Consider the following 13087-nt stretch of genomic DNA (forward strand, 5'->3'; position numbering starts at 1 on the left):
GTGGCCGGCGCACGCGGGACCCGGTCGGCAGCCGTCGGGCTGGCGATCTTCACGACGATCTCCCTGGTGCTGCTCGTCGGGCTGCACCGGATGATGACCAACGCGCCCGGCGACGGCGCTCGCACCTGGACCGCGCGGTTCGAGTCGGTCAGCGGGCTCCGGGCCGGCGACGACGTCCGGGTGGCCGGGGTCGAGGTCGGCCGGGTCGACGCGATCGAGGTGGTCGACGGCCAGCTCGCGCGGGTGCGCTTCTCGATGGACCCCGACCAGGAGGTGCACGAGGGCACCCGGGTCACGCTGCGCTACCAGAACCTGCTCGGCCAGCGGTACCTCGCGCTCAGCGCCCCCACCGACCCCGGCCGTCGCGGCGCGGAGCTGCCCGACGGCGCCGAGATCGCCCTCTCGCGGACCAGCCCCGGCTTCGACCTGACCGCGCTGCTCAACGGCTTCGAGCCACTCTTCTCGGTGCTCGAGCCGGCCGAGGTCAACGAGCTGGCGAGCTCCCTCGTGTCGGTGCTCCAGGGGGAGTCCGGGACGGTCGAGTCGCTGCTCCAGGGCACGGCCGAGGCCACGGCGTACCTCGCCGACCGCGACGAGGTCCTCGGTGAGGTCCTCGCCAACCTCACCCCGGTCCTGCAGAACCTCGACGAGCAGTCCGAGGACGTCGACGCCACCGTCGTCGCGCTGCGCGACCTGATGCAGGGGCTCGCGGCGGAGCGGCGCACCTTCGGCCGCTCGATCGACAACCTGGCCTCGCTGGTCGACAGCACCTCCGGCCTGCTGCGCGAGCTGCGCCCCGGCCTGAAGCGCGACGTCGCCGCGCTGCGGGACGTCAGCGGCCTGCTCGTCGAGGAGAGCCCGCGGGTCAGCCGGGCCGTCGAGCGGCTGCCCGACCTGCTCGGCGCCTTCGCGCGGACCATGTCGTACGGCGGCTTCCTCAACGTCTACCTCTGCAACCTCGGCGTCGACCTGGCCGACCAGACGGTCTGGGTCCCCTACCGCGGGGGCCCCTACTCAGGAGCGTGCCGGTGAAGCCCCTCTCCGAGCGCGACCCGGCGAAGGTCGGGCTCGTGACCCTCCTCGTCGTGGCGCTGCTGGGCGCCGGGGTGTCCGCCGCCGCGCGGATCTCGCCCGGAACGGAGCGGTACACCGCCGTGCTCGAGCACACCGGCGGTCTGCGCGTCGGCGAGGAGGTGCAGGTGGCCGGCGTCGGCGTCGGCGAGGTCACCGACATAACGCTGGGCGACGAGGTCGTCGAGGTCGACTTCACCCTCGACGACGGCGTCCGGCTCGGCGCCGGGACGAGCGCGGAGGTCAAGGTTGCGACGCTGCTCGGCACGCACTACCTGCTCGTCTCCCCGTCGGGCGAGGGCGAGCTGGCCGACGCCACCATCCCGGCCGACCGCACGCGCGTGCCGTTCAACCTCCAGGACGTCATCGACGAGGCGGTCCCGGAGATCGACGCCTTCGACACCGCCGCCATCGAGCGGTCGCTCGCGACCGTCGCCGACACGATGGAGGCCGCCGGCGGCGAGCTGGGCCCGGCCCTGGACGGCGTACGCCGCCTCTCCGCCGTCGTCGTGGAGCGCTCCGAGGACCTCGGGGAGCTGCTCGGCGCCACGCGCGACGTCACGCGCCGGCTCAGCGACAGCGGGGCGGACCTCGTGGCGCTCATGCGGCACGCCGACGCGATCCTCGACACGCTGCGCGTGCGCCGCGAGACCATCCACGTGCTGCTGCGCGACCTGGCCGAGCTCGGCGACCAGCTCGCCGGCGTCGTCGAGGACACCCGGGCCGACCTGGCGCCGACCCTGCGCGACCTCGTGACGGTCACCGACCTGCTCACCGAGCACGCGGGCGACCTGCGCAGGGCGGTGCGCACCCTCTCGCTGGCGTCGCGCTACTTCGCGAACGCGAGCGGCACCGGGCCGTGGCTCGACCAGTACGTCCCCGGCGCCACCCCGGACAACCTCGAGTGCATCCGGGAGCGGGCATGCGGATGACCCGGATGACCCGGACCCGACCTCGCCGCCGCGCGACGTCGGCACTGCTGCTCGCGACGGTGCTGGCCGGGCTGCTCGGCACCGCGGGCTGCGACCCGCTCGGCCCCTCGACGATCCGGCTCACCGCCGAGCTCGACGACGCCGCCGGCCTCTTCGTCGGCAACGACGTCGGCGTGCTGGGCGTGCCGGTCGGCGAGATCACCGCGATCGAGCCCAGCGGCGCGGTCGTCGAGGTCGAGATGGAGGTCGACGCCGACACCGACCTGCCGGCCGGCGCGGGCGCGGTCGTCGTGGCCCGCTCGGTCGCCACCGACCGGTACCTCGAGCTGACCCCCGCCTTCGCCGACGGACCGCGGATGGAGGACGGGGACCGCATCCCGCTGGCGCGCACCCGGACGCCCGTGGAGTTCGACGAGGTGCTGGCCTCGCTGGAGGGGTTCAGCACCGGCCTGGCCGGCAAGGACGGCGACGCCCGCGCGCTGCGCCGGCTGCTCGCCTCGAGCGCAGATGCGCTCGACGGCCGCGGCGCCGACGCGAACGCCACCGTCCGCGAGCTCGCGGACGCCGCGGGCGGCCTCTCCGAGCACCGTGAGGAGCTGGTCGGCGCCGTGGACGGCCTCGACGACCTCACCGCGCTGGTGGCCGCCAACGACGACGTCGTGGACCAGTTGCTCACCAGCGTCGCCGACGCCACCGACCTGCTCGCCGACGAGCGCAACGCCTTCGGCCGCTCGCTCACCTCGCTCAGCGGCGCGCTGGACACCCTCGCCGCGTTCGTCCGGGACAACCGCGGCGCCCTCCGCGGCTCGCTGCGCGGCCTCACCCGGGTCACCCGCAACCTGCTGGTCCACCAGGCCGACCTCGCCGAGGCGATCGAGGTCGGCCCGCTGACCTTCGCCAACATCGGCGACGCCATCAGCGACGACGGCCGGCTCAAGGTCCGGATGCCGCTGCGGCACCTCTCGCCGGCCCACGAGGTCACCGACGCCCTCTGCGACGACGTGCTGCCCGAGGGCGTCTGCGACGAGCTCGGCACCTCGCCGGAGATCGGCGACCTCCTGCTCGCGCTGCTGGGGCTCGAGCCGTGAGCCCGGCCGTGAGCTGGGGAGCGGCCGCGCGCCGCGGCGTACCGGCTGTGGTCGGGGGGCTCCTGGCTGCGCTGGTCCTCGGCGGCTGCGGGCTCGGCGACGCGGTCGACCGGGTGCGGCCGCCCGCCGTCGGCGCAGACGAGTGGCGGCTCTCCGCCGTCGTGGACGACGCGCTCAACCTCCCGGTCGGCGCGGCGGTCAAGTCGCGCGGCCTGGTGGTCGGCCAGGTGGTCGACGTCGAGCCGGACGACTACCGCGCCCGGGTCGAGATGGCCATCGACGACGAGGTCGAGCTGCCGGAGGGCAGCCGGTTCCGGCTGCGCTACACCACTGCGCTGGGCGAGATGTACGTCGACGTGGAGCCGGCCCCCGACGGGAAGCCGCTCGCCGACGGGGACGTCGTGCGCGGCCCGGCCGTCACCACCTCCGCCACCGTCGAGGACACCCTCGCCTCGGCGTCCCTGCTGGTCAACGGCGGCGGGCTCGGCCAGCTCCAAACGGTCGTCTCCGAGCTGAACACCGCGCTCGACGGCCGGGTCGGTGCGACCCGCGGCGTGCTGACCGAGACCGACCGGTTCTTCTCCGAGGCGCTGGCCAGCACCCGCCAGATCGACCGGGTGCTCGACAGCCTGGTCGGGGCCGCCCGCACGCTGGACCGGCGCGAGGCGACCATCGACGCCGCCCTGCGCGACCTGGCCCCCGCCGCCCGCACGCTGACGCGCAACACCGACGACCTGGCCCGGCTGCTGCGACGCAGCGACCGGCTCGCCGTCGTCGCCGACCGGCTCGTCCGGCGGACCCGGACCGACCTCGGCATCGTCGTCGACGAGCTCGGCCCGGTGCTCGAGGAGGTGCTGTCCGCGCGCGACCAGCTCGTCCCGGGCCTGGACACGCTCGCGGAGTTCGGCGAGCTCGCCGACGCCGCGTCGCCCACCGACTACCTCAACCTGCGCTTCCGCCTCGACGCCAGCGCCGCGCTGGTGCCCGGTGGGCTGAGCCCCGGCTCGGACGAGGGAGGCGACGGCCGGGGCGGCGGGAACGGCGGCGGGAGCGGCGGCGGCTCCGGTGGCGGGCTGCCCGGGCTCCCTGGCCTGCCCGGCCTGCCGGGTCTTCCCGAGCTGCCGGGACTGCCCGGCCTGGGCGGGCTGCTGGGCCTGGGCCAGAAGCAGGGTTCCGACCTCCCCTGGCTGCTCGGCCTGCGACCGGAGCCAGGACCCGGGGAGGCGCGCCGATGACCCGGCTGTTGCGGAACCGGCTCGTGCTGAGCCTGGTAGGGCTGGTGGCGGCGTTCGTCGGGTGCGCGACCTACCTCGTGACCGTCGTGCTCGACGTCCCGCTGACGGGTCGCGCGGACACGGTGACCGTCGAGATGCCGCGGACCGGCGGGCTGTTCGAGGGCTCCCCGGCGGCGTACCGCGGCGTCCGCGTCGGCACCGTGACCGACGTCGGGCTCGACCCGGCCGGGGGAGCGGTGGCGACCATCTCCCTGCGCCCCGGCGTCGAGGTGCCCCGCGACGCCCGGGCGGTGGTGCGGAGCCTGTCGCCGGTGGGCGAGCAGTTCCTCGACTTCCAGCCCGAGCGGGCCGGCGGGCCGTTCCTGGCCGACGGCGACGTCGTCCGCGCCACGGCCGCGGACGTGCCCGTCTCGATGGCCGCGGCCGCCGACGGGCTCGACAACCTGCTCGACAACGTCGACGGCCGTGACGTCCGCGTGCTGCTGCGCGAGCTCGCTGCGGCCACCAGCGGCACCGGCGACGACCTCGAGGACCTGCTGGTCTCGGTCGACGAGGTCGCCGGCGCGCTGGACGAGGCGTGGCCGCAGACCGACCGGTTGCTCGACAACGGGCAGCGGGTGGGCGAGCTGGTCGCGGCGCACCGCGGCGACCTGGAGACCTTCTCGAGCTCCGCACGGCGGTTCGCGTCGTGGCTGGAGGAGTTCGACCCCGAGTTCCGCAGGATCCTGCGGCGCGCGCCCGCCGACCTCGACACGCTCGGCGACCTCGCCGACGACCTCGGCGTGCACCTCCCGCCGGCGCTCCGGGAGCTCGTCGCGATCAGCGACCTGGCGGCCGACCGCGACCCGCACCTGCGCCAGCTGACCCGGAACCTCGGCTTCGGCACCAGCCGCTTCGCCTCCGCCTTCCGCGACGGCTGGCTCGGGGTCGACCTGCTCATCGCCGGGCAGGAGCAGTGCACCTACGGCACCCCGCACCGCCCGCCGATGTCGACCGATCGCAAGCCGATCAACCGCGAGGGCCGGTGCGCGATGGACGACGAGGTCTGGCGCGGGGCCGAGCACGCGCCCCCGCCGGTCGACCGCTTCCGGTAGGCACCGTTCTTAAATGGGGCCGGCCTGCCTACACTCCGCCGCGTGCCGATCCGCCAGGAGCTCCTCGACCTGCTCGCCCGCCGCGCCCTGACGGAGGACGCCGCCCGTCCCGAGGCGGTCGCCCGCCTCCACGCCCGGGGTGGCCGGACCGCGCGGGAGAACCTCGCCGACGTCGTGGACCCCGGCAGCCTCGTCGAGTACGGCCGGTTCGTCACCGCCGCGCAGGAGGACAGGCGCGACCTCGACGACCTGCTCGACCGCACCGTCGCCGACGGCATCGTCGGCGGCCTCGCGACCGTCGACGGCCGCCAGTGCGCGGTGCTGTCCTACGACTACCTCGTCCTGGCTGGCACCCAGGGCATGCGCGGCCACCGCAAGACCGACCGGCTGCTCGACGTGGTCGAGCGGCTCGCGCTGCCCACCGTCTTCTTCGCCGCCGGGGGAGGCGGGCGCCCCGGCGACACCGACATTCCGCTCGTCTCCGCGCTCGACGTGACCACCTTCGCCGCGTGGGCGCGGCTGTCCGGCCGGGTGCCGCGGATCGCCGTGGTCGACGACAACTGCTTCGCCGGCAACGCGGTCGTCGCCGGCTGCTCCGACCTCGTCGTCGCCACCCGCCGCGCCTCGCTCGGCATGGGCGGCCCCGCGATGATCGCCGGCGGCGGCCTCGGGGACGTCGCGGCCGAGGACGTCGGTCCGATCGACGTGATGACGGCCAACGGCGTCGTCGACGTGGTCGCCGAGGACGACGAGGCCGCGCTCGTCGCCCGCGAGCTGCTCGGCTACTTCCTCGGACCGGTCGACGAGTGGACCGCCCCCGACCCGACCCCGCTGCGCGACGCGGTCCCCGAGGGAGAGCGGACGGCGTACGACGTCGAGCCGGTGGTGGAGGGGATCTGCGACGTCGACAGCGTGACCGTGCTGCGGCCGTCGTTCGCGCCCGAGCTGCTCACCGCGCTCGGCCGGATCGAGGGGCGGACCGTCGGGGTGCTCGCCAACGACACCCGGCACACGGCCGGCGCCATCACCGCGGACGCGGGCGACAAGGCGGCGCGGTTCCTCCAGCTGTGCGACGCGCACGGCTTCCCGGTCGTCTCCCTCGTCGACACCCCCGGGATGATGGTCGGCCCCGACGCCGAGCGCACCGGGCTGGTGCGGCACACGTCGCGGCTGCTCGTCGCCGGGGCGCAGCTGCAGGTGCCGCTGGTCGGCGTCGTGCTGCGCCGCGCCTACGGCCTCGGCGCGCAGGCGATGCTCGGCGGCAGCACCCACGAGCCCCTGCTCACCGTCGCCTGGCCCGGCGCCCACCTCGGCGCGATGGGTCTCGAGGGCGCCGTGCGGCTCGCCATGCGCCGCGAGCTCGAGGCGATCGAGGACGAGGCCGAGCGCGAGCGGACCGTCCAGGAGCTCACCGCCTTCGCCCGCGAGCGGTCGTCCGCGCTCAACGTCGCGCGCCACTTCGAGATCGACGACGTCATCGACCCCGCCGAGACGCGGTCCGTCGTCGCCCGCGTCATCGACGCCGCCGCCCGCGACGGCCGGTTGCGCGGCAGCGGGCGCCCCGTCGACACCTGGTAGGCGACCGGCGCTGTCTCCCGGGGGATCCGGGGCGGCTGTTCCCCTAGGTATGCAGATGAACCTGCACTTCCCTCGCGGAACTCACGCGGGGGAGTGACGGCTCGCCTGCATGCCTTGATGAAACGACACCTCTCGCGAGACCCGCGCCTTCAGCGCCGCGGGCGGTCAGGCCGGACCCGCAGCGCGCCGAGCGTCTGGGCGAGCATCTGGTAGTGCCCGACGAGCATCAGCACCTCGATGCAGGTCGGCTCGTCGAGCTCGGCGCTCAGTTCCGCCCAGGTGGCGTCCGAGAGGTCGTGGGTGGCGTGCAGCTCGTCGGCGACCCGCAGCAGCAGCCGCTCGCGGCCCGACCAGCCGTCGGCGTCGGGACCCTCGGCGACCCGGTCGATCTCGGCGTCGCTCAGCCCGGCGCGCCGGCCGAGGCCGCGGTGCTGGGTGGCTTCGTACTCGCTGCCGGTCAGGTGCGCGACGCGGAGGATGACCAGCTCGGTCTGCCGGCGGGGGAGCCGGCCGCCGGGCATCATCCGCCCGGCGAAGTGCAGCCAGCCGCGGAACAGCCGGCGGTTGCGGCCCAGCGTCAGGAAGACCGCGGGCGGCTCGGTGCCCGACACCCGGCCGGCCAGGTGGGCGAAGGCCCAGGTCGCCAGGCCGACGTCGCGGCGGGAGCCGGGCGTGATCCGGGCGTTCATGCCGCCCGCTCCGGACGACGGGCCTGCTCGACGGCCGGCAGCGCCTTGTTCGCACCCCAGCTCATCGTCCGCATGAGCACGGAGTAGACGGGCGGGAGGTAGCGCTGGAGCAGGTGCACGAGCTGGATGTCGCGAGAGGTGTAGACCCAGTAGCGGTTGCGGCGTACCCCTTCCAGGATCGCCTCGGCCGCCTCCTCCGGCGTGGCGGCGCCGTGCCGGAAGCGCGCCTGCAGCTTGCGGAAGGTCGGGCTGGCCTTGTCGACGCCGGCGATGTGGATGGTCTCCGTCAGCGGGGTGTCCACGGCGCCTGGGCACACTAGGCTGACGCCGATGCCGTGGCGGCGCAGGTCGAAGCGGAGCACCTCGGAGACGCCCCGGATGCCGAACTTGCTGGCGCTGTACGCCGCGTGCCAGGGCATCCCGATGATGCCGGCGGCCGAGGACACGTTGACCAGGTGGCCGCCGCGGCCGGCGTCGATCATCGGCGGCACGAGCTCCTCGATGACGTGGATCGGCCCCATCAGATTCACCTCGACGAGCCGTCGCCAGTCCTCGTGCTCCAGCGAGCGGACCGTGCCCCACCGGGAGATGCCAGCGATGTTCATGACGACGTCCATCGAGCCGTGGGCGTCGGTGAGCCGCCGGGCGAGCCTGCGGACCGCCTCGTGGTCGGAGACGTCGACGGCCTCGACGTGGCCGACGCGGCCGCCGGCCGCACGGATCTCCGCGGCGACCTCGTCGAGCCGATCGGCGCCGAGGTCGGTCAGGTGGACGACCGCCCCCTGCTCGGCGGCCAGCACGGCGGTGGCGCGGCCGATGCCGCTGGCGGCGCCGGTGACCAGGACGTGCTTGCCGGACAGGGAACGGAGGCGCCGGGAGCGCCTGAGCAAGCGGGGGAGCAGGCGAGGGAGCATGGCGCGCAGCCTCCCACCGTCCGCCCCCGCGCGGCCAGTGTCGCGCCGCCGGTCGGACGTGGTAGCCAGGACCGGTGACCGCGAGCTCGCTCGACCCCCTCCGGACCGCCGACCGCGCCGGAGCGGACCGCTTCTTCGCCGAGACCCCCGCCGAGGCGCTCGTGGCCGCGGTGACGGCGACCGACGACGAGGCCCTGCTGGCCCTCATCGGCCGCGAGGAGGTCCGCGCCGCGGCGGTGCCCGGCATCCTCGGCCGCCTCGACGAGTACGCCGACCGCGACCGTCTCGCCGCGGTGTCGGGCACGGTCCGGTTCGACCTGCGCCGGCGCGGGAAGCTGCTGGAGCGCCACGCGATCGAGCTGGACGGCGGGTCGGTGCGCCCGGTGGCCGCCGAGCAGTCGGACGGCCGCTCCGCGGACGAGGCCGACGTGTTGCTCTCGACGAGCCTGCTGCGGTTCGTGCGGCTGGTGTCCGGCGAGCGCAACGCCGGGCTGGAGTACCTCTGCGGCGGCCTCGACGTCGAGGGTGACGCGATGCTGGCGCTGGCCGTGGGCGGCGTGTTCCGCGTGCCAGGGCACGACGAGGCCGCCGTCGACCCCACCACGCTCGACCCGGACGCCGTCGCCCGCGCGGTGGGGGAGGCGCCCGCCGACCATCTGCGACGCGTGATGGCCGGCGGATTCCGCCCCGTGGTGCTCGAGGAGGTGTTCCGCCGGCTGCCGTCATTCGTCGACGGGCGCAAGGCCGCGGGCCTGGACCTCGTCGTGGGCTTCCGGCTCGGCGGCGGCCCGGGGGAGCCCGACCGCTACGTCGTCACGCTCCGCGACGGGGTCGCCACCGTCTCCCGCGACGACGAGGGCACCCGCGACGCCACCATCGTCTGTGAGGCTGCCGACTTCCTGCGGCTGGCCACCGGGCACCTCGGCGCCGTCACCGGGGTGCTCAAGGGCCGGCTCGGGGTCAAGGGGGACAAGGCCAAGGCGCTCCAGCTCGCCTCGGTCATCCGCTTCCCCACGGGCTAGACCACCGGGCTGGCCGAGCCGGGAGGGCACAGTGGGCCGGTCTCACTGGGTGTTTTCCCCACCGACCGCCGCGCGCGGCACTCCGCCGCCTGCCGGCGCGAGCTGCGAACTAGCCCTCCGTCAGCGTTGTTACTCCGCTCGTTCCGCCTCGACCCGTCCGAGGATCCACGTCGCAACCGAGGCGGTGACTGCGCCGACTAAGCCGATGCCGACCAGCATCAGCACGACTGCTACAACGCGGCCTTCGCCGGTCACCGGGAACCGGTCGCCGTACCCCACCGTGGTGACAGTGGTGCAGGCCCACCAGAGCGCGTCACCGAACGTGGTGATGTTGGCGCTCGGATGGTCTTGCTCGGCATCGAGCACAGCAAGTGCTCCTAACCCCACGGCCATGCCCGCAGCGGCCGCCACGTACACAAGCACCCGGCCCGCGAGTGACGATGCCGCCGAGCGGTCGAGGATGCGAACTAGCGCGAGCAGGCGCAGCAGCCGAAGAGGGCGAAGCGCCGGGAGCGCCACCAAAGCGACGTCGTACCAGTGCCGGGTGGCGTACCGACGCCGCTGATCCGCAAGGAAGAGCCGTACAACGAGGTCGACGGCAAAAGCTACCCACACCGCCCACGAGACGGCGGTTAGTAGCGTTTCCAGGTCCGGGTTTAGGCGCGGGTCGAGCACCGGGCACGCGTAGGCCCCGAGAAAGGCGAGCGCCAACAGTATTAGAGGGATCTCCGCCCGCCGCTCCCACCGCTCGACCGTCACGGCGGCAGTTTGCCAGCGACGGCGCCGCCGTGAGTCGCGCCCGCTCCGATAGGCGCGGTGTCGCCGTCTTCCGATGGTGACTACCTGAATCCTTCCGCCGATGCTTGCCAGGTTTAGTGATCACGGACGGCCCTCAGGCCCATCGCCTCACCGTGTGCCGGCTACACCCGCGCCGTCGACGTATGCGATCAAGTCTCTGCGGCGCTACGTCTTTCCGCCGCCTGTCGGCGTGCGTCCGCAGCGGCCGCCCATGCCGAGGTGAACGAGACGAACGGTCACCGCCTCTCGCTCGCTGGAACACTGGCGAGATGCCACGCATCGGATTCCTCCATACCGCGCAGGTCCATGTTGCGACCTTCGAGGCACTCGTGCGCGATGCCGATGCCAGTTCGTCCTGCGTGCACCGGGTCGAGCCTGATCTTCTCGATCAGGTGCGCAGGAACGGCCCGACCCTGGACGTCGAGGACGCCACCCTGGCTGCCCTCCGCCAACTCGCCGATGACGACGTGGACATCGTCATCTGCACCTGCTCCACACTCGGGTCTGTCGCCGAAGCCCTGGGAGGGCGTCTGCCTGTGCCGGTCGTCCGCGTCGACCGGCCGATGGCACGGGCGGCTGTGCAGGCTGGTGCGTGCATAGGCGTGATCGTCGCGTTGGAGTCCACCCTCGAGCCGACCCGTGCACTGCTCGCTGACGAGGCGCGGCGCCAAGGCGAGTCTCCGACGATCATCGACGTCGAGGTACCGGACGCATGGGCGGCCTTCGAGGCCGGCGACGACGAGGACTACCTGCGACAGGTTGCGGATGCCGCTCGCTCCATCGCCGACAGCGTGGACGTCGTCGTCCTGGCCCAGGCGAGCATGATGGGCGCTACCACGACGCTCAGCGATCTCCATACGCCTGTGCTGGCGAGCCCTGTCCTCGCCGTGCAGCACGCCTTGAGCCCCTCGAGTCGATGATCGGGCGGACATCCGCCGTGCCGGTGTCGGCGCGTGCCTTTTCACCGATCCTGGTCAGTGGAACAAGCAGCCGCTGGTCCGCAAGGCGACGACGAGCGCCCGGAGTCACCGCGGGTTGTGGCAAGGGTGGATGTCTTGTGACTGTGCAACCAGCCAGGTTGATGGCAGTCAGCGAAGCGTCGAGTACGCGATCGGGAACACGCCTCATCACGGGTGCGGCATCAGCCCTCCTCGTGTGCCTCCACCGCGTGCGCAGGCGGTTTCAGGGCCGGGTCCTGCCGGCGATCAGGACGCCCACCACACCTATGGCGCAAGTGAAGGCATAGACCGCGAGGAACGGGTCGATGCCACCGCGCTCGGCAGCAGCGAAGGCCACCCCGGCTACCGACAGCGCTAGCGCGGCGCCCAGCGAGTCGGCCACCGAGAGCGCCGAGGAGTTCAGACCGCGGTCGCGGTCGGTCGACTCTGCCAGCATCGCGACCGATGTCCGGGGGTAGGCGAACCCCATCCCTGCACCCGCGAGGACGTACGCGGCGATCGGCAGCACCGCGGACAGCTCGCTTCCGGCGACCTGGAAAGCCACAGCGACGAACAGCGTGACGATGCCGACCAGGACCACCGTGGTGCCCGCATGCATCGCCCGCTCATGGGTGATGCGGGTTCCCAGCCGTGACTGCACCTGGCTGGAGAGGGCCCACACCAGACCGACAAGGGTGAGTGCGACGCCGGCCTGACCGACCGAAAGGTCCCACCGGTCCTGCAGGACGAAGACGATGTAGGCCTCCGCGCAGAAGAATCCGGCGCTCAGCAACCCCCGCGTCGCTACGACGGCCGGCAACCCCCGCCCGCCGGTCAGCGTGCCCGCGGGAAGCAGCCGGGCAAGGGCGAGGAAAACCAGCAGGAGGGCACCGACCGCGCCGCCCCAGGCCAGACCGCTGTCCGCTCCGAGCAGCGCAAGGGCGAGCACGGCGACCGCCGCGACGCATGCCCACCCCAGGCGGGACAACGGCGTGGTGGTGCCCTGCGGGTGCGGCTTCATCCGGCGCAGCGCTGGTGCGATCAGCATCAGCGCCACAAGCACCAGGAGGATCGTGCCGGTGAAGACCCAGCGCCAGCCGAAGGCGCTTGCCACCACGGCGGCGAGTCCGGGTCCGAAGAGAGCCGGCAGCACCCAAGCAGCCGCGAACGAGGCGAAGATCGCCGGCTGCAGGAGGCTCGGGTAGACCAGCCCGACGACGACGTACAGCGCCACGACGAGGGCGCCGCCGCCCAGCCCTTGGAGGACGCGGCCTGCGATCAGCACCTCCATGCTCGGTGCGGTCCCACACGTCAGCAGCCCCAGCGAGAACAGCACCATCGAGATCAGCAGAGGAGCCCGCGGACCGGCGCGGTCACTCCACATACCGGCTCCGACCATCCCCACGACCCCGCTCGCCAGAGGCGCGGCGAAAGCAAGCGCGTAGAGCCTGAAGCCATCGAGATCGCGGGCGACGCTCGGCATCACGGTCGTGACGGCCATGGCCTCGAAGGCCACGAACCCGATCAGCCCGAACATGCCTACAGTCGTCGCCAGGTAGGCCGGGGAAAGGATGCCGTCACGGCGTCCGTTGGTAGCGCTGCTCGACGTCGCACTGCTCACCCCCGGACGCTACGGCCCGAGCCGGGGCGTGACCACATGGGTCCCCTGGTCAGCGTCGACCGCTGCGTTGCCGTTCCCCTGCGCCGGTGGTGCTTGCTCCTGACGAC

At 73.5% G+C, this 13087-nt stretch carries 12 protein-coding genes; 8 read left to right on the top strand and 4 right to left on the bottom strand.

Features of this window, described 5'->3' with window-relative positions; genetic code table 11:
* Genes G6553_RS00095 through G6553_RS00120 form a run of 6 tightly spaced genes read left to right on the top strand, consistent with a single transcriptional unit; the run spans window position 1 to window position 6998 of the window.
* Complete coding sequence (locus G6553_RS00095) at window positions 1-1032, top strand: MlaD family protein (RefSeq protein WP_166187994.1); 1032 nt, start codon at window positions 1-3, stop codon at window positions 1030-1032.
* Window positions 1029-2003 (top strand): MCE family protein, encoded by a 975-nt coding sequence (locus G6553_RS00100; RefSeq protein WP_166187997.1) that lies wholly within the window; start codon window positions 1029-1031, stop codon window positions 2001-2003. Before G6553_RS00095 ends, G6553_RS00100 begins: the two co-directional genes overlap by 4 nt.
* 5 nt (window positions 2004-2008) lie before the next feature.
* Window positions 2009-3091 carry an MCE family protein gene (locus tag G6553_RS00105; protein ID WP_166188000.1) on the top strand — a complete coding sequence of 361 codons (1083 nt, stop codon included), beginning with the start codon at window positions 2009-2011 and terminating at the stop codon, window positions 3089-3091.
* Window positions 3088-4326, top strand: a complete 1239-nt coding sequence (locus G6553_RS00110; protein ID WP_166188002.1) for an MCE family protein — start codon at window positions 3088-3090, stop codon at window positions 4324-4326. Before G6553_RS00105 ends, G6553_RS00110 begins: the two co-directional genes overlap by 4 nt.
* Entirely contained in the window at window positions 4323-5420 is a 1098-nt protein-coding gene (locus G6553_RS00115) for an MlaD family protein (RefSeq protein ID WP_166188005.1), read from the top strand. Before G6553_RS00110 ends, G6553_RS00115 begins: the two co-directional genes overlap by 4 nt.
* Before the next feature lie 42 nt (window positions 5421-5462).
* On the top strand, window positions 5463-6998 hold the full coding sequence (locus G6553_RS00120) for a carboxyl transferase domain-containing protein (RefSeq protein ID WP_347565407.1): 1536 nt from the start codon (window positions 5463-5465) through the stop codon (window positions 6996-6998).
* Window positions 6999-7147: 149 nt separating this feature from the next.
* Here the strand turns inward: G6553_RS00120 and G6553_RS00125 are convergent, their stop codons facing one another.
* The gene (locus tag G6553_RS00125) at window positions 7148-7687 is read right to left on the bottom strand and encodes a carboxymuconolactone decarboxylase family protein (RefSeq protein WP_166188007.1); all 540 of its coding nucleotides are present in this window, start codon (window positions 7685-7687) and stop codon (window positions 7148-7150) included.
* Window positions 7684-8601: an SDR family oxidoreductase gene (locus tag G6553_RS00130; RefSeq protein ID WP_166188010.1), complete on the bottom strand. Its 918-nt coding sequence runs from the start codon at window positions 8599-8601 to the stop codon at window positions 7684-7686. Before G6553_RS00130 ends, G6553_RS00125 begins: the two co-directional genes overlap by 4 nt.
* Window positions 8602-8675: 74 nt before the next feature.
* Here G6553_RS00130 and G6553_RS00135 point away from each other — a divergent pair, with 74 nt between their 5' ends.
* Window positions 8676-9623 (top strand): SCP2 sterol-binding domain-containing protein, encoded by a 948-nt coding sequence (locus tag G6553_RS00135; RefSeq protein WP_166188013.1) that lies wholly within the window; start codon window positions 8676-8678, stop codon window positions 9621-9623.
* Between the two features lie 129 nt (window positions 9624-9752).
* On the opposite strand, the gene G6553_RS00140 is transcribed toward G6553_RS00135, so the two are convergent.
* The gene (locus G6553_RS00140) at window positions 9753-10382 is read right to left on the bottom strand and encodes a potassium channel family protein (protein ID WP_166188016.1); all 630 of its coding nucleotides are present in this window, start codon (window positions 10380-10382) and stop codon (window positions 9753-9755) included.
* A gap of 308 nt (window positions 10383-10690) precedes the next feature.
* On the opposite strand from G6553_RS00140, the gene G6553_RS00145 reads away from it, so the two are divergent.
* Window positions 10691-11341: an aspartate/glutamate racemase family protein gene (locus G6553_RS00145; protein ID WP_166188019.1), complete on the top strand. Its 651-nt coding sequence runs from the start codon at window positions 10691-10693 to the stop codon at window positions 11339-11341.
* A 262-nt stretch (window positions 11342-11603) separates the two neighbouring features.
* Here the strand turns inward: G6553_RS00145 and G6553_RS00150 are convergent, their stop codons facing one another.
* Window positions 11604-12980: an MFS transporter gene (locus tag G6553_RS00150; RefSeq protein WP_166188021.1), complete on the bottom strand. Its 1377-nt coding sequence runs from the start codon at window positions 12978-12980 to the stop codon at window positions 11604-11606.
* Window positions 12981-13087: the final 107 nt, after the last annotated feature.

This window comes from Nocardioides sp. IC4_145 (assembly GCF_011250565.1).
Lineage (GTDB): Bacteria > Actinomycetota > Actinomycetes > Propionibacteriales > Nocardioidaceae > Nocardioides.

What these genes read in the sequence shown, in the direction of transcription:
- G6553_RS00105 (WP_166188000.1), top strand. Translation starts at nt 2,009, where the DNA reads ATGACCCGGACCCGACCTCGCCGCCGCGCGACGTCGGCACTGCTGCTC.
- G6553_RS00115 (WP_166188005.1), top strand. Translation starts at nt 4,323, where the DNA reads ATGACCCGGCTGTTGCGGAACCGGCTCGTGCTGAGCCTGGTAGGGCTG.
- G6553_RS00125 (WP_166188007.1), bottom strand. Translation starts at nt 7,687, where the DNA reads ATGAACGCCCGGATCACGCCCGGCTCCCGCCGCGACGTCGGCCTGGCG.
- G6553_RS00130 (WP_166188010.1), bottom strand. Translation starts at nt 8,601, where the DNA reads ATGCTCCCTCGCCTGCTCCCCCGCTTGCTCAGGCGCTCCCGGCGCCTC.
- G6553_RS00145 (WP_166188019.1), top strand. Translation starts at nt 10,691, where the DNA reads ATGCCACGCATCGGATTCCTCCATACCGCGCAGGTCCATGTTGCGACC.